The 21,439-nt window shown below is 62.7% G+C and carries 16 protein-coding genes; 10 read left to right on the plus strand and 6 right to left on the minus strand.

The annotated features are described in order from the left end of the window. The first annotated feature begins 75 nt into the window (after positions 1-75). From fhuC to fhuB, 3 genes are read left to right on the plus strand one after another with little or no spacing between them, the layout of a single operon-like run. Positions 76-900 carry a Fe3+-hydroxamate ABC transporter ATP-binding protein FhuC gene (gene fhuC, locus JK232_RS08515; RefSeq protein WP_079205238.1) on the plus strand — a complete coding sequence of 275 codons (825 nt, stop codon included), beginning with the start codon at positions 76-78 and terminating at the stop codon, positions 898-900. Then, positions 900-1,796 (plus strand): Fe(3+)-hydroxamate ABC transporter substrate-binding protein FhuD, encoded by an 897-nt coding sequence (fhuD, locus tag JK232_RS08520; RefSeq protein WP_072928931.1) that lies wholly within the window; start codon positions 900-902, stop codon positions 1,794-1,796. The genes fhuC and fhuD overlap by 1 nt, the downstream gene beginning before the upstream one ends. Further along, positions 1,793-3,781, plus strand: coding sequence for a Fe(3+)-hydroxamate ABC transporter permease FhuB (gene fhuB, locus JK232_RS08525; protein WP_072928933.1), 1,989 nt, complete (start codon positions 1,793-1,795; stop codon positions 3,779-3,781). Before fhuD ends, fhuB begins: the two co-directional genes overlap by 4 nt. A gap of 72 nt (positions 3,782-3,853) precedes the next feature. Here fhuB and hemL read toward each other — a convergent pair whose 3' ends face one another. Next, on the minus strand, positions 3,854-5,143 hold the full coding sequence (hemL, locus tag JK232_RS08530; RefSeq protein WP_072928935.1) for a glutamate-1-semialdehyde 2,1-aminomutase: 1,290 nt from the start codon (positions 5,141-5,143) through the stop codon (positions 3,854-3,856). Between the two features lie 233 nt (positions 5,144-5,376). On the opposite strand from hemL, the gene clcA reads away from it, so the two are divergent. Further along, positions 5,377-6,819 (plus strand): H(+)/Cl(-) exchange transporter ClcA, encoded by a 1,443-nt coding sequence (gene clcA / locus JK232_RS08535; RefSeq protein WP_072928936.1) that lies wholly within the window; start codon positions 5,377-5,379, stop codon positions 6,817-6,819. 85 nt (positions 6,820-6,904) lie between these two features. Further along, positions 6,905-7,252, plus strand: a complete 348-nt coding sequence (erpA, locus tag JK232_RS08540) for an iron-sulfur cluster insertion protein ErpA (RefSeq protein WP_072928938.1) — start codon at positions 6,905-6,907, stop codon at positions 7,250-7,252. 141 nt (positions 7,253-7,393) lie between these two features. On the opposite strand, the gene JK232_RS08545 is transcribed toward erpA, so the two are convergent. The 4 genes from JK232_RS08545 to mtnN all read right to left on the minus strand — a co-directional run bounded on the left by JK232_RS08545 (position 7,394) and on the right by mtnN (position 10,151). After that, a complete protein-coding gene (locus tag JK232_RS08545) occupies positions 7,394-7,666 on the minus strand; it encodes a hypothetical protein (RefSeq protein ID WP_072928940.1) in 273 nt (90 codons plus the stop codon). Positions 7,667-7,976: 310 nt separating this feature from the next. Further along, positions 7,977-8,597, minus strand: a complete 621-nt coding sequence (locus tag JK232_RS08550; RefSeq protein WP_072928942.1) for a TRIC cation channel family protein — start codon at positions 8,595-8,597, stop codon at positions 7,977-7,979. A gap of 1 nt (position 8,598) precedes the next feature. Next, on the minus strand, positions 8,599-9,450 hold the full coding sequence (btuF, locus tag JK232_RS08555; RefSeq protein WP_072928944.1) for a vitamin B12 ABC transporter substrate-binding protein BtuF: 852 nt from the start codon (positions 9,448-9,450) through the stop codon (positions 8,599-8,601). Next, positions 9,450-10,151, minus strand: a complete 702-nt coding sequence (gene mtnN / locus JK232_RS08560; protein WP_101857982.1) for a 5'-methylthioadenosine/S-adenosylhomocysteine nucleosidase — start codon at positions 10,149-10,151, stop codon at positions 9,450-9,452. The genes btuF and mtnN overlap by 1 nt, the downstream gene beginning before the upstream one ends. Before the next feature lie 183 nt (positions 10,152-10,334). On the opposite strand from mtnN, the gene dgt reads away from it, so the two are divergent. The 3 genes from dgt to JK232_RS08575 all read left to right on the plus strand — a co-directional run bounded on the left by dgt (position 10,335) and on the right by JK232_RS08575 (position 14,941). Further along, positions 10,335-11,861 (plus strand): dGTPase, encoded by a 1,527-nt coding sequence (gene dgt, locus JK232_RS08565; protein ID WP_212589062.1) that lies wholly within the window; start codon positions 10,335-10,337, stop codon positions 11,859-11,861. A 188-nt stretch (positions 11,862-12,049) separates the two neighbouring features. Next, the gene (degP, locus tag JK232_RS08570; RefSeq protein ID WP_072928951.1) at positions 12,050-13,495 is read left to right on the plus strand and encodes a serine endoprotease DegP; all 1,446 of its coding nucleotides are present in this window, start codon (positions 12,050-12,052) and stop codon (positions 13,493-13,495) included. A 288-nt stretch (positions 13,496-13,783) separates the two neighbouring features. Beyond that, a complete protein-coding gene (locus JK232_RS08575; RefSeq protein ID WP_072928953.1) occupies positions 13,784-14,941 on the plus strand; it encodes a CdaR family transcriptional regulator in 1,158 nt (385 codons plus the stop codon). A gap of 12 nt (positions 14,942-14,953) precedes the next feature. Here JK232_RS08575 and barA read toward each other — a convergent pair whose 3' ends face one another. Next, positions 14,954-17,710, minus strand: coding sequence for a two-component sensor histidine kinase BarA (barA, locus tag JK232_RS08580; RefSeq protein WP_212589063.1), 2,757 nt, complete (start codon positions 17,708-17,710; stop codon positions 14,954-14,956). Positions 17,711-18,170: 460 nt separating this feature from the next. Here barA and relA point away from each other — a divergent pair, with 460 nt between their 5' ends. Together relA and mazG are read left to right on the plus strand one after the other, a co-directional pair. Further along, a complete protein-coding gene (gene relA, locus JK232_RS08585; RefSeq protein WP_072928955.1) occupies positions 18,171-20,411 on the plus strand; it encodes a GTP diphosphokinase in 2,241 nt (746 codons plus the stop codon). Positions 20,412-20,495: 84 nt separating this feature from the next. After that, positions 20,496-21,344, plus strand: a complete 849-nt coding sequence (gene mazG / locus JK232_RS08590; protein ID WP_101828771.1) for a nucleoside triphosphate pyrophosphohydrolase — start codon at positions 20,496-20,498, stop codon at positions 21,342-21,344. Positions 21,345-21,439 lie beyond the last annotated feature (95 nt).

Below are 21,439 nucleotides of genomic sequence, written 5' to 3' on the forward strand. Positions count from 1 at the left end.
AACCCGGTGCCGCCCTGACATATCACACTGACCTTCGGGCACGGCATGCCGTGCCCGTTTTCAAGACAGGGAATTATGCAGGATAACAACACTCACCCCGTCGGCGGCCCGTCCGCTGAAGCTCCCCATGCCACGCTGTGCCTGCAACAGGTCAGCTTCTCCGTTCCCGGCCGTACGCTGCTTGCCCCTCTGACGTTGACCTTTCCCCAGGGAAAATTCTGCGGCCTGATTGGCCACAACGGCTCGGGTAAATCCACCCTGCTGAAAATGCTCGGCCGTCACCAGCCGCCCTCCGGTGGCGCACTGCTGCTGAACGACAAACCGCTGGAAAACTGGGACAGCAAAGCGTTCGCGCGGGAAGTGGCCTATATGCCGCAGCAACTGCCGCCCGCCGAAGGGATGACGGTACAGGAGCTGGTGGCGATTGGCCGCTACCCGTGGCACGGCGCGCTGGGGCGTTTCCGCCATCATGACCGCGAGGCGGTAGACCGGGCAATTGCGCTGGTCGGCCTCAACGCGTTCGCCCACCGGCTGGTGGACAGCCTCTCCGGCGGCGAGCGCCAGCGCGCCTGGCTGGCGATGATGATGGCGCAGGAGACGCGCTGCCTGCTGCTGGATGAGCCGACTTCCGCGCTCGACATCGCGCATCAGGTCGAGGTGCTGGCGCTGATCAAACGGCTGACCGCCGAACGCGGGCTGACGGTGATCGCGGTACTGCATGACATCAACGTGGCGGCGCGCTACTGCGATCACCTGATCGCCCTGCGTGAAGGGCAGATGATCGCCGAAGGCAGCCCGCTGGACATCATGCAGGGGCCGGTGCTGGAGAAAATTTACGGTATCCCGATGGGCGTGCTGCCGCACCCCGGCGGCGGTGCCCCGGTGAGCTTTGTCTGCTGATGAAATGTAATCAACCTGACACCACCCGCCGCCGCCTGTTGCAGGCGATGGCGCTTTCGCCGCTGCTCCCGGCCTGGCCGTCACTGGCGGCCGCCCGGCCGGACCTCACCCGGATCGTGACGCTGGAGTGGTCGCCGACCGAGCTGCTGCTCGCGCTGGGTGTCGCGCCGCTGGGCGTGGCAGATGTCTACAACTACCGCCTGTGGGTGAAAGAACCGGCGCTGCCGCCAAACGTCGTGGACGTCGGCACCCGCACCGAGCCAAACCTGGAGATGCTGCAACAGTTGCGGCCGTCGCTGCTGATGCTCTCCGCCGGGTATGGCCCGTCACCGGAGGCGTTGCAACGCATTGCGCCGTCGATGGGCTTCGCCTTTTACGACGGCCAACAGCCGCCGCTGCAACTGGCGCGCCGTGCGTTGCACCAACTGGCGGAACGGCTCGATTTGCGGCCTGCCGCTGACCGCCACCTGGCGCAGTTTGATGCGCTGATGGCGCAGACGCGCGCGCAGCTGCCCGCCGCCGCCCGCCGGCCGGTACTGTTATTCTCATTCCTTGACGCCCGCCATGTGCTGGTGTTCGGCAAAGGCAGCCTGTTTATGAATGTTCTGGATGAACTGGGGATCCCCAATGCCTGGCCCGGCGAAACCAACTTCTGGGGCAGCGCCATCGTGGGGATTGAACAACTTGCCGCGGTGAAACCGGCCCATGCGCTCTGTTTTGACCACGGCGACCACCGCCTGCGTGATGAGATCACCGCCACGCCGCTCTGGCAGTCACTGCCGCTGGCGCGTGACGGCGTGGTCACTGAGATGCCGGCCATCTGGTTCTACGGCTCCACCTACTCGGCCATGCGCTTCTGCCGTATGTTGCCGCAGGTGCTGGGAGGCCGCCCATGAGCCGCCGTTTCCCTGCCGTGGCCCTGCTGACCTTCGGCCTGCTGATCGCGGCCTGCCTGGCGCTCAGCGGCTATAACCTGCGCTGGCAACTGCCGCTCCCGCTCTGGCCGGAGGGCTTCCTGCACCCGGATGTGGATGACGTCCGCCAGATGGTGTTCCATTACAGCCTGCTGCCGCGCATCGTGGTGGCGTTGCTGGCCGGGGCCGGGCTGGCGCTGGCCGGGGTGCTGTTCCAGCAGGTGCTGCGTAACCCGCTGGCGGAACCGGCGACGCTGGGCGTCTCCGCCGGGGCGCAGCTCGGGCTGGCGATTGTCACCCTGTGGCCAATGCCGGGCGGTACCCTGACGCAGCAATTCGCGGCGATGGCCGGGGCGCTGCTGGTCGGCGTGCTGGTGTTCGGCGTCGCCTGGGGCAAACGCATGTCGCCGGTGACGCTGATCCTCGCCGGGCTGGTGCTCAGCCTCTACTGCGGGGCGGTCAACGGCCTGCTGGCGCTGTTCAATTACGACCAGTTGCAGAGCCTGTTCCTCTGGAGCAGCGGCGCGCTCAACCAACAGGACTGGCATATCGCCGGTTTCCTGTGGCCGCGGCTGGTGCTGGCTTTGGTGCTGGCGCTGCTGCTGTTGCGGCCGATGACGCTGCTGGGGCTGGATGACGGCATCGCCCGTAACCTCGGGCTGGGGCTGTCTGCCGCGCGGCTCGGCGCGCTTGGCGTGGCGATTGTGCTCAGCGCGCAGATCGTCAATGCCGTCGGCGTGATCGGTTTTGTCGGGCTGTTCTCGCCGCTGCTGGCGACACTGCTCGGCGCCCGCCGCCTGGTGAGCCGTGTGCTGCTGGCCCCGCTGCTGGGGGCGCTGCTGCTGTGGCTGACCGACCAGATTATGCTGTGGCTCAGCCACGTCTGGCAGGATGTGCCGACCGGGGCCGCGACGGCGCTGGTCGGCGCGCCGCTGCTGTTATGGCTGCTGCCGCGCCTGCGCCACCGCGCCGCGCCGCCGCCGATGGCCCAGGGCGGCAGCGTGCCGGCAGAGCGCCGCCACCTGTCGCGCTGGATAGCCGGCGGGCTGCTTTGCCTGCTGGCCGGGCTGTGGGTGGCGCTGGCCTTTGGCCGCGACATGAACGGCTGGGTCTGGGCGCACGGCGACCTCTTCACACAACTCCTGCCGTGGCGGATGCCGCGGGTGATGGCGGCACTGGCGGCCGGCGTGATGCTGGGCGCGGCAGGCACCCTGATGCAGAAGCTCACCGGCAACCCGATGGCCAGCCCGGAAGTGCTGGGCATCAGTTCCGGCGCGGCATTCGGCGTGGTGCTGATGCTGTTCCTGGTGCCGGGTGACGCGTTCGGCTGGCTGCTGCCGGCGGGCAGCCTCGGCGCGGCAGGGACACTGCTGATCATTATGCTGGTGGCGGCGCGCGGCAATTTCTCCCCGGCGCGGATGCTGCTGGCAGGGATTGGCCTCAGCACCGCGTTCACCACGCTGATTACCCTGCTGATGGCAAGCGGCGACCCGCGCATGGGCCGCCTGCTGACCTGGATTTCCGGCTCGACCTACTCGGTGACGCCGGAGCAGGCGTGGCACAGCGCGCTGATGGGCGTGCTCCTGCTGGCGCTGGCACCGTTCTGCCGCCGCTGGCTGGTGATCCTGCCGCTCGGCAGTGCCACCTCGCGCTCGGTGGGGCTGGCGCTGGCCCCGACACGGCTGGTGATTTTGCTGCTGGCCGCGGTCATGACGGCAGTGGCGACGCTGACCATCGGGCCGTTGAGCTTCGTTGGGCTGATGGCGCCGCACATGGCGCGCATGATGGGCTTCCGACGGGCGCTGCCGCAACTGGTGATGGCTTCGCTGCTGGGCGGGATGCTGATGATGCTGGCGGACTGGGGCGGGCGGATGCTGCTGTTCCCGAACCAGATCCCGGCCGGGCTGCTGGCGACCTTTATCGGCGCGCCGTACTTTATCTACCTGCTGCGCAAGCAGGCCGCGTAGGGCAGGGTAGCCGGACAGCAGGACACAAAAACAAAAAGGGGCCAGATGGCCCCTTTTTTACAGGAGTGGCATTCAGAGCTGCGCGAAGCAGCGGCGCGCGGCATCAATGGTGCGCTGGATGTCTTCCTGGGTGTGTGCCAGGGACATAAACCCGGCCTCGAAGGCAGACGGTGCCAGGTAGACGCCCTCTTCCAGCATCAGGTGGAAGAAGCGTTTAAAGCGTTCCACGTCGCAGCCCATCACATCCTGATAGCAGGTGATGCGCTCCGCATCGGTGAAGAAGATGCCGAACATGCCGCCGACACGGTTCACCACCAGCGGGATGTTCTCCTCTTTTGCCGCTGCCAGCAGGCCGGTGGCGAGGTTTTCGGTGAGCTCGGTCAGCGTTTCATGGGTGCCCGGCTGGGCGATCTGCGTCAGGCAGGCGTAGCCGGCGGCCATCGCGATCGGGTTGCCGGAGAGCGTCCCGGCCTGGTATACCGGCCCGGTCGGTGCCAGTGCGGACATCACATCACTGCGGCCGCCAAACGCACCTACCGGCATCCCGCCGCCGATGATTTTGCCGAGGCAGGTGAGGTCAGGCACCACGCCGTAGTGCGCCTGCGCACCGGCCAGCGCCACCCGGAAGCCGGTCATCACTTCATCGATGATCAGCAGCGCGCCGAACTCGTCACACAGCGCGCGCAGCCCCGGCAGGAACTCCGGCAGCGGCGGCACGCAGTTCATGTTACCGGCCACCGGCTCCACGATGATGCAGGCGATGTCATCCGGGTACTGTTCGAACGCGGTGCGCACTGAGGCCAGATCGTTATAGGTGCAGGTCAGGGTGTGTTTGGCGAAATCAGCCGGGACGCCCGGCGAGTTCGGCTGGCCTAGGGTCAGCGCGCCGGAACCGGCTTTCACCAGCAGGTGGTCGGCATGGCCGTGGTAGCAGCCTTCAAACTTGATGATTTTGTCGCGGTGGGTGAAGCCGCGCGCCAGACGGATGGCGCTCATGGTCGCCTCGGTGCCGGAGTTCACCATCCGCACCATGTCCATGGTCGGCACCAGCTCAGTGACCAGCTCCGCCATGGTCACTTCCATTTCGGTAGGCGCGCCGAAGCTCAGGCCACGGGATGCGGCTTCAATCACCGCCTCGCGGATGGCGGCGTTATTGTGGCCGAGCACCATCGGCCCCCAGGAGCCGACATAATCGATATAGGCTTTGCCGTCGGCATCAAACAGGTAAGCCCCGTCCGCATGTTCGACGAACAGCGGCACGCCGCCGACGCCGGTAAAGGCACGTACCGGCGAGTTGACGCCGCCGGGGATCAGTTTCTGCGCCTTGGTGAACAGGCTTTCGGACTTGCTGTGTTGGCTCATGAATCGGCTCCTGAAAAGGTTCGCATCACAGGGATGCAGAGGATAACCCCGTTATTCTAGTGAAGTGGGGCGCGTTATGAAATCGTTGCCGGGCGGTGGACGGCCTCTGGCCGCGAGAAAAACGTGCCATTTTGTTGCAGGCGCGGCGCGGCAGGGTAGGATAACCGGCGCTGCTGTGTGGGACGTGCCGCCGCGGCGCGTTGTTTTCCTTAATCCTTATTGGAAGAATCCGGATGATAACCCAAGACCAGACCCGCCCGCTTTCCCCCCTCCGCCTGCGGCGCAGTGACCTGTTGCGGCACTTCCTGCGGCGTGACAAAACCCCGGTGGCTATCCTGGTGGTGGCGGCGCTGGTGGGCGGCGTGACCGGCCTGCTCGGCGTGGGGTTTGAGCGGGCGGTCGGCTGGGTGACGCAGCAACGGCTTGGTGCGCTGCAAACGGTGGCGGGGCAGGCGTGGCTGCTGTGGCCGCTGGCGTTTGTGCTCTCCGCCTTGCTGGCGATGGTCGGCTACCTGCTGGTGCGCCACTATGCGCCGGAAGCGGGCGGCTCCGGCATCCCGGAGATTGAGGGCGCGCTGGAGGAGCTGCGGCCGGTGCGCTGGTGGCGGGTGATCCCGGTGAAATTCATCGGCGGCATGGGCACGCTGGGGGCCGGGATGGTGCTGGGGCGCGAGGGGCCGACGGTGCAGATTGGCGGCAACGTCGGCAAAATGCTGGTGGATCTGTTCCGCCTGAAAAGTGCGGAGGCGCGCCACTCGCTGCTGGCCACCGGCGCGGCGGCCGGGCTGTCTGCCGCGTTCAACGCGCCGCTGGCCGGTATCCTGTTTATTATCGAGGAGATGCGGTTACAGTTCCGCTACAGCCTGATCTCCATTAAGGCCGTGTTCATCGGCGTTATCGCCTCCAGTGTGGTGTACCAGGCGTTCAACGGCAGCGCGACGGTGATTCAGATAGGCAAATTGCAGGCAGCGGCCATGAACACGCTGTGGCTCTATCTGCTGCTGGGGATGCTGTTCGGGCTGGTTGGTGTGGTGTTTAACGCGCTGATCTTCCGCACCCAGGATCTGTTCCTGCGGCTGCATGGCGGCCGGTTACGCAAGATCCTGCTGACAGGCGGGCTGCTGGGCGGGCTGTGCGGTGTGCTGGGGCTGGTGATGCCGGCGGCCGCGGGCGGCGGCTTTGGGCTGATTCCGCAGGCGGCGCTCGGGCACTACTCGCTGGGGATGCTGCTGGCCCTCTTTTTCAGCCGTATTGTCACCACGCTGCTCTGTTTCTGTTCCGGTGCGCCGGGGGGGATTTTCGCGCCGATGCTGGCGCTGGGCACGCTGGGCGGCACCGCGTTCGGCCTGGCCTGCGGTACGCTGTTCCCGCATTACGGCTTGCAGGCAGGCACCTTCGCCATTGCCGGGATGGGCGCGCTGTTCGCCGCCACGGTGCGCGCGCCGTTGACCGGCATCGTGCTGGTGCTGGAGATGACGGACAACTACCAGCTGATTCTGCCGATGATCATCACCTGCCTGGGCGCGACGCTGGTGGCGCAATTTCTCGGCGGCAAGCCCTTGTATTCCACCCTGCTGGCCCGCACGTTAGAACGTCAGGGTCGTGAACAGGCGGCGAACGCGCCGCACACGGCTGACAATCCTCAGGGAAACCGCCCCCCTGCGGCGAATACTTGAACAGACTACTCAGGTATTAGATAATCAGGGTATTATTCAGGCGGCTATTGGTGCACCCTGAAGTAAAACCGGTTGGAGTATAAAAATGAGTGATGACGTCGTAGCACTGCCCCTGCAATTTACTGAAGCAGCCGCACACAAAGTGAAAAACCTGATTGCGGACGAAGAGAATCCGAACCTGAAACTGCGGGTCTATATTACCGGCGGCGGTTGCAGCGGTTTCCAGTATGGCTTCACCTTTGACGATCAGATCAACGACGGTGACATGACCATTGAGAAAGCCGGCGTGGCGCTGGTGGTAGACCCGATGAGCCTGCAATACCTGGTGGGCGGCTCCGTGGACTATACCGAAGGGCTGGAAGGGTCGCGCTTTATCGTGACCAACCCGAATGCCAAAACCACCTGCGGGTGCGGGTCGTCCTTCAGTATCTGACGCAGCAAACGCCAGGCAGAAAAAAACCCGTGTGCCGGTGGCAGACGGGTTTTTTATTAGGATTATTTTTTTTATTGCAGTGATAACACTGATTTTGGGTAAAACGCATAGCTGTGTGTAGTGTGGAACCCCGCCGCAGCCTCACCATTCAACGGTAATAAGCTGCGTCTGTTGTGCCACGTTGCCCGCCAGATGGGCCTCTTGGCTCAGTGCCTGGGTGCGGATAACCGGCTGATAGCGTGCATCGCTGCCGCATTCTGCCGTGGGTGTGGCGTTGGTCACGGTCACTGCGCACGTCGGCACAATCACCATGCGAACATTTATCACGCCCTGGGCACCCACGCCCTGACTTCCGATGGCCGCCGCCGGCAATACCCACAACGCAAACAGCGCGCTGAAAAGGTGTTGTCGCATAGGTCATGATCCTGGTGTTGAAAAGGTGCTCAACGCATCAGTTACCTTACTATCGGCACGGGACGGTGCCGGCTTTAGCCGATCTGGGCATCCCTCAAGTAAACCGGTTTACTGATGCATCGTTTTCTGCGCCGTCATGAGTCACAAAAAGGGAATCAGGAGGGCGACAGAAGGGGTATTGAGAAGCGAAACAGTGAAGGGCCGCTTCTCAATGCGAATGAATATAACAGAATCGATCAGTTTGGTGAATGCTTTTTAATCGATATCGGGTTAAATATCAGTTAAGCAAATAAGAACTGTTAATGGGTAATTATCCGCCATTATTTTCCAGCACAAAGGTCGGCAGTTTCAGATGCCAGCGGATCGCCGCCAGCCGGATCACCAGCGTGATCGCCATGCCCAGCAGCGTCGCCTGCGACAGCGGCATCCCTAAGGCGTAAGCGACGGTATGCACAATGCCGCCGGCAATACAGGCCGTGGCGTAGATCTCGGTACGCAGGATCATCGGGATTTCGCGCGCCAGAATATCGCGGATAATGCCGCCGCCTACGCCGGTGATCACCCCCATGCAGACCGCCACCAGCGGGCCGGTGCCGGCGGCCAGCGCCTTGTTGACGCCTATGCCGACAAACACCGCCAGCCCGACGGCGTCCAGCACCGGCAGCACCCATTTCGGCAGCCGCCGCGGCTGGCGCACCAGCCCGATGGTCAGCATACAGGTCACCATGGCCACCACCAGATCGGTCGGGTCACGCACCCAGAATACCGGGCCGTGGTCCAGCGCCATATCGCGGATGGTGCCGCCGCCAATCGCCGTGACCACGCCCAGCACCAACACGCCAAACGGGTCCATGCGCAATTTGCCCGCCAGCAAGACGCCGGAAATGGCAAACACCGCCGTGCCTAAAATATCCAGAATGTAGAGCAGCATATCAACGATCGTTCCGTGCCGGGGAAGGGGAGGCGGGCAGCGCCGCCAACTGCGGGCAGAGTTGCCGCGCGGCCAGCATAATACGCGGCCCGGCCCGGCTGAACCAGTCTGAATTAAGGGCGATCACCGGCACGTTTAACTGCGGCTGCCACCACGCCGCCACCGCCTGTTGCGCCGCGCGATCGCCGGGGGTGACAATCGCCGCCGGGCGGCGCATCAGCACCTGTTCGCGGCTCACCTGCGGCCACGGCACGCGGCTGTCAGCAAACAGGTTCTGCGCGCCGCAAAGCCGCAGCACTTCGCTTTGCAGCGTCTGCCCCGAGGCGGTGAACAGTGGCCGGGTGCCGAACTGCAACAGCACCGGCAGCGGCGCGGCGCGCGCATACTGCTGTTGTAAGGCATCGCGATCCGCGCGCAACTGTTGTGCCGCCTGGTGCGCGGTATCCGGGGCGGCGCTGTAGCCCGCCAGCTGATCCAACGCTGCCGCCACCTGATCAATACTCTGCGGATCGAGGGTGATCACCGGCACCCCGAGCGCGCGCAGTTGATCCAGCGACCGCTGCGGGTTGCCGCCGCGCCACGCCAGCACCAGGTCCGGCTTCAGCGCCACGATCCGCTCCAGGTTGATCCCCTGCCAGTTGGCGACCCGCTCCAGCTTTTCTGCGGCGGGTGGGTAGTCAGCATACTCACTGGCGGCCACCATCTGCGGCCCCAGCCCGGCGGCATAGGCCAGCTCCGTGAGGTTCGGTGCCAGGGCGATGACCCGCTGGGCAGGCTGGGCTGCCGCCACACCCACGACAAAAAAAGGCACTGCCAACAGCAGTGCCTTCAGGGTACGCAACAGGTGCATCATCAGCCGCGCTGCGCCAGCGCCTGCACCATCGCATCCACCATGCGGGTGGATTGCTCGGCCGCCACCACCAGGAACTCCTCAAAGCTCAGGTGGGAAGCCTGGTCTGCCACGTCAGAAATGGCGCGCACCACCACAAACGGGGTGCCGAACAGGTAGCAGACATGGCCGACAGCCGCCGCTTCCATCTCCACCGCCGCCACCTGCGGGAAGGTGGCGCGGATACGGGCCAGCGGCTCGGCACCATTAATGAAGGCATCGCCGCTGCACACCAGCCCGCGCACGGCATTGAGGCCGAGGTCGCTGATGCAGCGTGCCGCCAGGTCGATCAGCGCGGCGTCTGCCGTGAACGCGGCCGGGCAACCGGCCATCTGGCCCGGTGCATAGCCAAAGGCGGTGACATCGGCGTCGTGGTAGCGCACTTCATCGGAGACCACAATGTCACCGACGTTCAGGGTGGCGGCCAGCCCACCGGCGGAACCGGTGTTGATCACCACGTCCGGGCGGCAGTGCTCCAGCAGCAGGGTGGTGCCCATCGCCGCGGAGACTTTACCAATCCCGGATTTCAGCAACGCCACCTCGACGCCGTGCAGCGTGCCGGTATAAATTTCACACCCGGCGCGTTGCAGGGTTTCACGGTTTTCAATCTTGTCGCGCAGCAGGGTGACTTCCTGCTCCATTGCGCCAATGATGCCAACTTTCATAGGGAGACTCGCAGATGAGGATGCGTGGCCCGCAGGTTGATGCGGACGGGCATGTTTATTAAAGACAACGTGTTTATAAAGACAACATGTTTATAAAGGCGACATGTTTATAAAGGCGAATAGTCTATCATGGCTACTGGCGAGCGCTAACGGTAATAGACTGCGACCGGCGGAGGATGCAGCATGTCGGAAATCGATTTCAGAAAAAAATTCAGCATAGAACGCCCTTTCAGCCCGCCGCGCGATGATCTGGCCGGGCTCGATGCCTATGACATTGTGCGCCAGTTTGAGAGCGATCGCGGGCGCATTATCAACTCTGCGGCCATCCGCCGCCTGCAACAGAAAACCCAGGTGTTCCCGCTGGAGCGCAACGCCGCGGTGCGCAGCCGCCTGACCCACTCGCTGGAGGTGCAGCAGGTGGGGCGGCATATTGCCAAGGAGATCCTGCACAAGCTCGGCCGGCAGGGGCAACTGGAGGCGCTCGGCCTGGCGGCACTGCTGGCCCCGTTTGAGAGCGTGGTGGAGATGGCCTGCCTGATGCATGACATCGGCAACCCGCCTTTCGGCCACTTTGGCGAATCCGCGATCAATGACTGGTTCGGGCGGCGTATGGCGAGGAGGGATGCCGGGGAGCCGCTGCCGGAACAGGATGCATGCCGGGTGCCGCTGCTGCAACTGCGCGCCGGGGAGGAGAAGCTGAACGCCCTGCGTTGCCGCATCCGCCACGACCTCAGCCATTTTGAAGGCAATGCGCAGGCGATCCGGCTGGTGTTCAACCTGTTGCGCCTCAACCTGACCCATACCCAGGTAGCCTGCATTTTGAAATATACCCGCCCGGCGTACTGGGCCGGGCCGGTGCCGCCGGCGTACAGCTACCTGATGAAAAAGCCGGGTTACTACCTGGCGGAGGAGCCGCTGATCGCCCAGTTGCGCGAAAAATTACAGCTCGGCGAATTCCAGCGCTTCCCGCTGACTTACATCATGGAGGCGGCCGACGACATCTCTTACTGTATCGCCGATCTGGAAGACGCGGTGGAGAAGAAAATTTTCACCGTTGAGCAGCTTTACCACCATCTGCAACAGGAGTGGGGCAGTGCGCAGCCCGGCGATCTGTTTGATCTGGTGGCAGGCACCGCCTATAAAAAAATGATGGCGGCGCAGAGTTACCGCCACCCGATCGACTATTTCTTTATGGAACTGCGGGTGCAGACGGTGAAACGGCTGGTGCCCCATGCGGCGCAACGCTTTATTGATAACCTGCCGCAGATCTACGAGGGCACGCTGAACCAGGCGTTGCTGGAGGATCAGAGCCAGGCCAACCGGCTGCTGGAGATCTTCAAGAATGTCGCGTTCCGGCGGGTGTTCAACCACCACGAGGTCGAGGAGCTGGAGTTGCAGGGCTACCGGGTGATCAGCGGGTTGCTGGACATTTACAGCCCGCTTCTGGAGATGCCGCCGGAGGATTTCCAGAAGCTTAATGAGCAGGATACCCACCGGCGCTACCCGATCGAGACGCGGTTGTTCCATAAGCTTTCCGGCAAATACCGGCTCGCCTACACCCAGGCGGTCAGCGACATCGCGACCTTACCGGCGGCCGAGCAGCCGATCTGGGAATACTACTTCCGCGCCCGGCTGATTCAGGATTACATCAGCGGCATGACCGATCTGCACGCCTATGATGAGTACCGGCGGCTGGCGGCGGCGGAGTAGGGCGGCAGGGCCGGGGGCCGCCGTCCGGGGGTGATGAGAAAATGGCCTTTTGTAAAGACATCGCACACTTTTTTACCATTGCTGAATCGACGCCGGTGAACTTAAGGTGATTTAGTACATCTTATTCAGCACGGCTACACCGTCAGTATTGTTCTTGTCGCATCAATAAATTAAAGAGATACAGACAAATGAAAAAATCATCTTTGTTCCTGAGCGCCCTGGCGCTAAGTATTGGAATGGCCCTTGGCCCGGTTTCGACGGCTAACGCGGCGGAAACCGCCTCCTCCAGCAGCGCCCAGCTGCCCAGCCTGGCCCCGATGCTGGAAAAAGTCATGCCTTCGGTGGTCAGCATTAACGTGGAAGGCAGCGCCGCCATCAATACCCCGCGCATGGGGCAGAACTTCCAGCAATTCTTCGGGGACAACTCGCCTTTCTGCCAGGACGGTTCCCCGTTCCAGCAATCCCCGCTGTGCCAGGGCGGTGGTGACGGCAGTGACGGCGGCAACGTTGCGCCACAGCCGAAACAGGCCTTCCAGGCACTCGGCTCCGGCGTGATCATCGACGCAGGCAAAGGTTATGTGGTGACGAACAACCACGTGGTCGACAACGCCACCAAAATCGTGGTGCAGCTCAACGACGGCCGTAAATTTGAGGCCAAAGTGATCGGCAAAGATCCGCGTTCTGACATCGCCCTGTTGCAGATCAAGGACGCGAAAAACCTGACCGCGGTGAAAATGGCGGATTCCGAATCCCTGCGCGTCGGTGACTACACCGTGGCGATCGGCAACCCATACGGCCTGGGTGAAACCGCCACCTCCGGTATCGTCTCCGCACTTGGCCGCAGCGGCCTGAACATCGAGAACTACGAGAACTTTATTCAGACCGACGCCGCGATCAACCGGGGTAACTCCGGCGGCGCGCTGGTGAACCTGAACGGTGAACTGATCGGTATTAACACCGCGATCCTGGCACCGGACGGCGGCAACATCGGCATCGGCTTCGCCATCCCAAGCAACATGGTGAAAAACCTGACCGCGCAGATGATCGAATTCGGCCAGGTGAAACGCGGCGAACTGGGCATTATGGGTACCGAACTGAACTCTGAGCTGGCGAAAGCGATGAAAGTCGACGCCCAGCGCGGGGCGTTCGTCAGCCAGGTGATGCCGAAGTCTGCCGCAGCCAAAGCCGGGATCAAGGCCGGGGATGTGATCCTGACCATGAACGGCAAAGCGATCTCCAGCTTCGCCGCGTTCCGGGCAGAGATCGGCACCCTGCCGATCGGCTCCAAACTGACGCTGGGCCTGCAACGTGACGGCAAACCGGTCACCGTTGAGGTCACGCTGGAGCAGAGCCAGCAGGCGCAGGTGGATTCCGGCACCATTTACACCGGCATTGAGGGGGCGGAGCTGAGCAACACCGACCTGAACGGCCACAAAGGGGTGAAAGTGGACAATGTGAAACCCGGCTCAGCCGCGGCGCGCATTGGCCTGAAAAAAGGCGACGTGATCCTGGGCGTCAACCAGCAGCCGGTGGCCAACCTCGGCGAGCTGCGCAAGATCCTCGACACCAAACCGTCGGTGCTGGCGCTGTCGATCCAGCGCGGCGACAGCTCACTCTATCTGTTGATGCAGTAATAGTCTCTTCTGCCGGGATCGCTTTCCCGGCAATACGCTGGAAGGCACGGGAAACCGTGCCTTTTTTTATGGCCGCGATCCGCCCGTTTCCGCCCCGGCCACTATTTTTACCACCTCTTCCAGGCCGGGCAGGCGTTCTTTCATTCTGTTGCGTTGCAAAAAATCTGTGATAGCTGCCACAGCTTTTGGGCATATCCCGGTGCTTTGTGCGTTTGCACAATGCAGGAGTAGGGCGCGCTCAGTATGCTGAGGAAGAGAGGGTCAACCGTCAGGCGGAGAAGGAAAGGAATGGCAGCATATCATCTGGATGCCAGACTGGCACAGGATATCGTGGCCCGTACCATGCGCATTATTGACAGCAATGTCAACGTGATGGATGGGCGCGGCAGGATTATCGGCAGCGGTGACCGGGAGCGGCTGGGGGAGTTGCACGAAGGGGCGCTGCTGGCGATCTCCCAGGGCCGGGTGGTGGACATCGATGACGCGGTGGCGCGCCATCTGCACGGCGTGCGGCCCGGTGTGAACCTGCCGTTGCGGCTCGACGGCGATATCGTCGGCGTCATCGGCCTGACCGGCAACCCCACCGATTTGCGCCAGTATGGGCAGCTGGTGGGGATGACCGCCGAAATGATGCTGGAGCAGGCGCGGCTGCTGCATATGCTGGCGCAGGACAGCCGCCTGCGTGAGGAGCTGGTGCTGAACCTGATCCGCGCGGAGAGCCTCTCCCCGGCGCTGGGCGAATGGGCGCAGCGGCTCGGCATCGATCTCAGCCTGCCGCGCGTGGTGGCGGTGGTGGAAGTGGACAGCGGCCAGTTGGGGGTGGACAGCGCGATGGCGGAGTTGCAGCAGCTACAGACGCTGCTCACCTCGCCGGAGCGTGACAACCTGATCGCCATTGTCTCGCTGACGGAAATGGTGGTGCTGAAACCGGCGCTCAATAACCACGGCCGCTGGGACGCCGACGCACACCGCACGCGCATTGATAACCTGCTGGCGCGGATGACGGAGCGCGGCCGTTTGCGCATCCGGCTGGCGCTGGGCAACTATTTTCCGGGGCCGGGCGGCATTGCCCGATCCTACCGTACCGCCCGCACCACCATGAGCGTCGGCAAACAGCGGATGCCCGATCAGCGCAGCTATTTTTACCAGGATCTGATGCTGCCGGTGCTGCTCGACAGCCTGCGCGGCGGCTGGCAGGCCAACGAGCTGGTGCGCCCGCTGGCGCGGCTGAAAACCATGGACAACAACGGCCTGTTGCGCCGCACATTGACCGCCTGGTTTGCCCATAATGTGCAGCCCACCGCCACCGCCAGGGCGCTCTATATCCACCGCAATACGCTGGAATACCGGCTGAACCGGATTTCAGAGCTGACCGGCCTTAACCTTGGGAATTTTGACGATCGTTTGCTGCTCTATGTGGCGCTGCAACTGGATGACGATCGTTAAACAACGGGGCGATCAGCCGCCCCGCAGGTGGATCTTCGCCGCATTGGTGACATTTTCAATCTCGTCCAGCAGCTCCAGCCACTCCGGCTCCAGCGCATGGAGGCTGACATTCTGCCGCAACTGGTGTTCCAGATAGCCACAGAGCTGCTTCAGGCGCGGCACGCCGCTGTAACTGCAACTGCCGTGCAGCTTGTGGATAAGCGCGAGGATCGCGTCGTCATTGGCCCCGTCAACGATCGCCTGCACCCGCTCGCTGACCTGCGGCAGGAAGTCGATCAGCATCTGTAACAGGTCGCCGGCCAGATCCTCTTTGTTGGCCGACTGGCGCAACGCCAGTGACCAGTCCAGCGAAGGCAGCGGCTCCCCGGACGCCGGGCTGACCATCGGCGGCGGCACGTCCGGCTCGGCGCAGGCCGGGGCGTGGTGGCGCGTCAGCACCCGTTTCAGCATCGCCTCATCAATCGGTTTTGCCAGATAATCGTCCATGCCGGCTTTCAGCAGGTGTTCACGTTCGCCGGAGAGCGAATGGGCCGTCACCGCGATGATCGGCGTGCGGGCATGGTGCGGCAACTGGTGAATCAGCTCGGCGGCGCGGATGCCGTCAATGTGCGGCATCTGAATATCCATCAGGATCACATCCAGGTCCTGTTCGCGTGCCAGCGCCAGGGCATCCGCACCGCTTTCGCACAGCAGCGTGTGCTCGACCAGCTCCTCCAGCAGGGTGCCGATAAGTTTCAGGTTGGCCGGGTTGTCATCCACTGCCATCACCGTCAGCGGCAGGCGCGGCGGGCGGTGGGGCTTGTGGCCCAGCAGCCCGGCCTGGCTGTCATCCAGCAGCAGCGGCAGCAAACGCACGCTGGAGATAGGCTTGATCAGGCAGCCCTGGACCCCGAGCTTTTTCAGCGCTTCGGCGTCAATCTGCAACTGGGAAGGCACCGCCATAATGACGCGGTCTGCCAGCGCCAGAATGCCCGGCATCCGCGTTTTGTACTCTTCGAGCATATGGCGTTTGTTCAGCGGCACGCCAATCAGCAGGATGTCAAAATGCTCCTCCGGCAGTTGCGCAAGCTGGGTGCCGTGCGTCACCTGCAACGGCGTGGTGGCCAGAATTTCCAGCGTGGCCTTGGCGGCCGCGTCGTTGGCTTCGATATAGGCCAGCCGTTTGCCCTGGAGCGCGTCCATCGGCTGGGCGCTCGGCAGGAAATGATCGTTGAGTTCAATATTGATGTGGAACCAGAAGGTCGAGCCGCGGTTGAGCTGGCTGTAGAAGCTGATGTCGCCGCCCATCTCCTTGACCAGCTTCTGGGTGATCACCAGCCCCAGCCCGGTGCCGCCGTGGCGGCGCGAAATACTGGCGTCCGCCTGGCGGAATGCCTGGAACAGCTGCGACTGCTGGCGCTCGGAAATGCCGATGCCGGTATCGTGGATCTGCACCTCCAGCTCCGCTTTCATGTTGTCGTGCGAGCGCAGCTCCACATTGATGTCGATATTGCCGCTTTCGGTGAATTTCACGGCGTTGCCGAGCAGGTTGGTGACCACCTGTTGCAGGCGCAGCGGGTCGCCGATGACCTGTTCCGGCACGTTGTTTTGCACATTCAGCGTCAGCTCCAGCCCCTTCTCATGGGCGGTATGCGCCAGCAACACTACCACTTCATCCAGGGTTTCCCGCAGGGCGAACGGGATATGCTCCAGCACCAGTTTGCCCGCCTCCAGCTTGGAGAAGTCGAGCACGTCATTGATGATGGTCAGCAGGTTGTTGGCGGAGCGCTCAATGGTTTGCAGGTAGTCGCTCTGGGTCGGCGTCAGCGGGGTTTTCAGCGTCTGGCGGGTAAAGCCGATCACGCCGTTAAGCGGGGTGCGCAGCTCGTGGGACATATTCGCCAGGAACTCCGACTTGATGCGCGCCGCCTCCTGCGCCCGCTTCTTCGCCAGATCCAGCTCAACGTTCTGGATCTCCATCTGCTCCAGCGTTTCGCGCAGGTCAGAGGTCGCCTGGTCGATGTTCTGCTGCATCTCCTCATGGTAGGCGGTCAGTGACATCGCCATCGAGTTGATGCCGTTTTTCAGCATGTCCAGCTCGCCGAGCATATAGCCCTCCACCCGGCTGTCGAGCTGGCCGCGGCGGATGCGGTCCACGGTATTCACCATGTTGCGGATAGGCCCGGTGACGTCACGCATCAGCCGGTAGGCGAACAGGATGGCGATGCAGAGGCTCAGCACCAGCAGCAGGGTCGCGACAAACACCTCTTTGTATTGCTGGAGGCGCACGGAATTGAGGTCAAGCTCAATGGCGATGTAGCCGAGGTTGTCTGGTTTCAGCGCCGGGATGCTGTCGGTTTCATCCGGGGCGTTCTCTTCCGAGGTGATAGGCGTACGCAGGATCAGCTCATTGCCGTAGCGGCTCAGCATCAGCTCGGTGGGCATCGGCTCACCCTGGCTGATTTGCAGCTGGCTGTAGTTGCGGTGGTAATTGGAGGTGACGAACAGCCGGTTATCGCGGTCAAACACCGTGATGGATCGCACAATATCGGAATGGCGGCGGTGCAGCAGGCTCACCAGCTGGCGCACCGACTCGCGGTGGTGGAAGGTCATGCCGTATTCACTGGCGATCGCCAGCGGCTCAATGATGCTGGCACCGGAATCCACCAGCTGATCCTGCAATTCGTTGTAGCGGTGCACCACAAAAAATGTGCTGAGCAACAGGCCGATCAACAATGTGGGGGCCAGGATTAACACCATCATCCGGGCGCGAAGGCTATATTTGGTCATGAGATTCCACTGTGGGAGAATTGGCCGCAGAACCGCGTGGTCAACATCAGTGACCCCGGCAACAAGCCCTGATTCTACCTTGCAAAGCGCCGTGTGACGACCCGGCAAAACCCGCGTTGCAGGCAGACGCGGCGCGGGCGTGGAAGGTATTGCCACGCTGGTGGCGAATGGGCAATATAATGCACCTATAAATTCACTGAATATTTCCCGGTTTTTACCGGGGCCGGCGCGGCACAAGGAATCACAGGGTGCCGCCCGGCGCGCGGGCAGGGGGGGTGCCTCATCACGCCAAACTTTCCCCGCCGTGAAGTGTCTATCTGTGCTGTAGCCGCCCGCTGGGGTGGGACACCAGGTTTGCTGGAAACAGGCAATCCGCCGGCAGAGGCGAAAAGGCCGGGCATCCGGCACTGAGGGTCTGTTTATCAACCGGTCTGCGCGAGCGGACAAGTAGGGAGTCGATATGGTTGCGGTAAGAAGTGCGCATTTGAATACGGCGGGCGAATTTGCGCTGGATGCGTGGATCGAAAGTTTAGGCTTGTCCAGCCCCCAGTCAGGTGAGCGTCTGGCCGAAACCTGGCGATATTGCGAACAGCAAACCCAGGGCCACCCGCAGGCGTCGCTGCTGTTATGGCGCGGCCTGGAGATGGTGGAGATCCTGTCGACCCTCAGCATGGACAACGACAGTATGCGCGCCGCGCTGCTGTTCCCGCTGGTCAATGAGGGCATCGTTGACGAAGCGACCCTGACCGCCGCGTTCGGCCAGGGCATCACCTCGCTGGTGCACGGCGTGATCGACATGGATGCCATCCGCCAGCTGAAAGCCACGCAAAATGATTCGATGGCCTCAGAGCAGGTCGATAACGTGCGCCGGATGCTGCTGGCGATGGTGGAAGATTTCCGCTGCGTGGTGCTGAAACTGGCAGAGCGCATCGCCCACCTGCGTGAAGTCAAAGACGCGCCGGAAGATGAGCGCGTGCTGGCGGCCAAAGAGTGTACCAATATCTATGCGCCGCTCGCCAACCGCCTCGGCATCGGCCAGCTGAAGTGGGAGCTGGAGGATTTCTGCTTCCGCTACCTGCACCCGGACGAATACAAACGCATCGCCAAACTGCTGCATGAACGCCGCATCGACCGCGAGCAGTACATCGACGATTTCGTCGGGAACCTGCGCCGGGCCATGCAGGGTGAAAACATCAAAGCGGATATCTACGGCCGGCCGAAACACATCTACAGCATCTGGCGCAAAATGCAGAAAAAATCGCTCGCGTTCGATGAGCTGTTTGATGTGCGCGCCGTGCGGATCGTGGTGGATCGCCTGCAGGATTGCTATGCGGCGCTGGGGATCGTGCATACCCACTACCGCCACCTGCCGGATGAGTTTGATGATTACGTCGCCAACCCGAAACCCAACGGCTACCAGTCGATCCATACCGTGGTGCTCGGCCCGCGCGGCCTGCCGCTGGAGATCCAGATCCGTACCCGGCAGATGCACGAAGACGCCGAACTTGGCGTGGCCGCGCACTGGAAATATAAAGAGGGCGCGCCGGTGGTGGGCGCCCGTACCGGCTACGAGGAGCGCATCGCCTGGCTGCGTAAGCTGATTGCCTGGCAGGAAGAGATGGCGGACTCCGGCGAAATGCTCGACGAAGTGCGCAGCCAGGTATTCGACGACCGGGTCTACGTCTTTACGCCGAAAGGCGACGTGGTCGACCTGCCGACCGGCTCCACGCCGCTCGATTTCGCCTACCACATCCACAGCGATGTCGGGCACCGCTGCATCGGGGCGAAAATCGGCGGGCGCATTGTGCCGTTCACCTATCAGTTACAGATGGGCGACCAGATTGAGATCATCACCCAGAAGCACCCGAACCCCAGCCGTGACTGGCTGAACCCGAACCTCGGCTACATCACCACCAGCCGCGGCCGGTCGAAGGTGCAGAACTGGTTCCGCAAACTCGATCGCGATAAAAATATCATTGCCGGGCGGCAGATCCTGGATGATGAGCTGGCACGGCTCGGCATCAGCCTGAAAGAGGCGGAGAAGGTGCTGATCCCGCGTTATAACGTCAACTCGCTGGACGAAGTGCTGGCCGCGATTGGCGGCGGCGACATCCGCCTTAACCAGATGGTGAACTTCCTCCAGTCGCAGCTGAACAAGCCCACGGCCGAGGAGCTGGACCGCGAAGCGCTGCGCCAGCTGACGCAGAAAAGCGCGCCGTCACACCAGCGCACCGCCAATAAAGACAACGGCCGCGTGGTGGTGGAGGGCGTCGGTAACCTGATGCACCACATCGCGCGCTGCTGCCAGCCGATTCCGGGCGACGAGATCGTCGGCTTTATCACCCAGGGGCGCGGCATCTCGATCCACCGCGCTGACTGTGACCAATTGGCCGATCTGCGCTCCCATGCGCCCGAACGGCTGGTGGACGCGGTCTGGGGCGAAAGCTACTCCAGCGGCTATTCGCTGGTGGTGCGTGTCACCGCCAACGATCGCAGCGGCCTGCTGCGTGACATCACCACCATTCTGGCGAATGAGAAGGTGAACGTGCTGGGCGTTGCCAGCCGCAGCGACACCAAAGAGCAGCTCGCCACCATCGACATGGAGATTGAGATTTACAACCTCCAGGTGCTGGGCCGGGTGATCGCCAAGCTGAACCAGTTGCCGGATGTGCTTGAGGCGCGGCGGCTGCACGGCAGCTGATCCCCTTTACAGCGGCCCGGTTCTCCGGGCCGTCTGCATTTTTTCCCGGAACCGTGCCGGTTCCGCTGACCATTGAGACGTACCATGACTGAACACTCCCCGCTTGACCGCCTGCTCACCATCATGAAAACCCTGCGCGACCCGCAACAGGGCTGCCCGTGGGACCGTGAACAGACCTTTGACACCATCGCGCCGTACACCCTGGAAGAGACGTACGAAGTGCTGGACGCGATTACGCGCCGCGACTACACCGACCTGCGCGATGAGCTGGGCGACCTGCTGTTCCAGGTGGTGTTCCATGCCCAGATGGGTAGCGAGCAGGGGCTGTTTACCTTTGATGATGTCTGCAACGCCATCAGCGACAAACTGACACGCCGCCACCCGCATGTGTTTGGTGAGACGGGTGGGGAGCAAAACGGTGAGGCGGCCGGCGGGCATCCGGCGCCGTCGGCGGCGCGCTGGGAAGGGCTGAAAGCCCAGGAGCGGGCGGAAAAGGCGCTGCACTCCGCGATGGATGACATCCCGGAGGCACTGCCGGCGCTGATGCGGGCGCATAAAATCCAGAAACGCTGTGCTGCGGTGGGCTTCGACTGGGAGACGCTGGGGCCGGTGGTGGACAAAGTGCATGAAGAGATCGATGAGGTCATGCACGAGGCGCAACAGGCGGTTATCGATCAGGATAAATTGGGTGAGGAGATCGGTGACTTATTGTTTGCTACCGTCAATTTGTCGCGTCACCTCGGCCATAAGGCAGAAAATGCCCTGCAAGCCGCCAACCGCAAATTTGCCCGCCGCTTCCGCGCGGTGGAAACGATTATCCGGGCGCAGGGGCTGACGCCGGAACAGGCGACGCTGGAACAGATGGAAGCCGCCTGGCAGCAGGTGAAGCGCGATGAAACGGCCGGTGCAGCCGGCAAGAAAAGTGCCGGGTAAGGCGGTATAACCGGGTGAAAAGGGTGCGGAAAAAGATGCGGCAGCGTGCTTTCCGTACCCAGAGCCATAAAACGAGCAATTGTGGCATCCCCAAG

Source organism: Nissabacter archeti (assembly GCF_018257325.1).
GTDB lineage: Bacteria > Pseudomonadota > Gammaproteobacteria > Enterobacterales > Enterobacteriaceae > Chimaeribacter > Chimaeribacter arupi.

What these genes read in the sequence shown, in the direction of transcription:
- fhuC (WP_079205238.1), top strand. Translation starts at nt 76, where the DNA reads ATGCAGGATAACAACACTCACCCCGTCGGCGGCCCGTCCGCTGAAGCT.
- fhuD (WP_072928931.1), top strand. Translation starts at nt 900, where the DNA reads ATGAAATGTAATCAACCTGACACCACCCGCCGCCGCCTGTTGCAGGCG.
- fhuB (WP_072928933.1), top strand. Translation starts at nt 1,793, where the DNA reads ATGAGCCGCCGTTTCCCTGCCGTGGCCCTGCTGACCTTCGGCCTGCTG.
- hemL (WP_072928935.1), bottom strand. Translation starts at nt 5,143, where the DNA reads ATGAGCCAACACAGCAAGTCCGAAAGCCTGTTCACCAAGGCGCAGAAA.
- clcA (WP_072928936.1), top strand. Translation starts at nt 5,377, where the DNA reads ATGATAACCCAAGACCAGACCCGCCCGCTTTCCCCCCTCCGCCTGCGG.
- erpA (WP_072928938.1), top strand. Translation starts at nt 6,905, where the DNA reads ATGAGTGATGACGTCGTAGCACTGCCCCTGCAATTTACTGAAGCAGCC.
- JK232_RS08545 (WP_072928940.1), bottom strand. Translation starts at nt 7,666, where the DNA reads ATGCGACAACACCTTTTCAGCGCGCTGTTTGCGTTGTGGGTATTGCCG.
- JK232_RS08550 (WP_072928942.1), bottom strand. Translation starts at nt 8,597, where the DNA reads ATGCTGCTCTACATTCTGGATATTTTAGGCACGGCGGTGTTTGCCATT.
- btuF (WP_072928944.1), bottom strand. Translation starts at nt 9,450, where the DNA reads ATGATGCACCTGTTGCGTACCCTGAAGGCACTGCTGTTGGCAGTGCCT.
- mtnN (WP_101857982.1), bottom strand. Translation starts at nt 10,151, where the DNA reads ATGAAAGTTGGCATCATTGGCGCAATGGAGCAGGAAGTCACCCTGCTG.
- dgt (WP_212589062.1), top strand. Translation starts at nt 10,335, where the DNA reads ATGTCGGAAATCGATTTCAGAAAAAAATTCAGCATAGAACGCCCTTTC.
- degP (WP_072928951.1), top strand. Translation starts at nt 12,050, where the DNA reads ATGAAAAAATCATCTTTGTTCCTGAGCGCCCTGGCGCTAAGTATTGGA.
- JK232_RS08575 (WP_072928953.1), top strand. Translation starts at nt 13,784, where the DNA reads ATGGCAGCATATCATCTGGATGCCAGACTGGCACAGGATATCGTGGCC.
- barA (WP_212589063.1), bottom strand. Translation starts at nt 17,710, where the DNA reads ATGACCAAATATAGCCTTCGCGCCCGGATGATGGTGTTAATCCTGGCC.
- relA (WP_072928955.1), top strand. Translation starts at nt 18,171, where the DNA reads ATGGTTGCGGTAAGAAGTGCGCATTTGAATACGGCGGGCGAATTTGCG.
- mazG (WP_101828771.1), top strand. Translation starts at nt 20,496, where the DNA reads ATGACTGAACACTCCCCGCTTGACCGCCTGCTCACCATCATGAAAACC.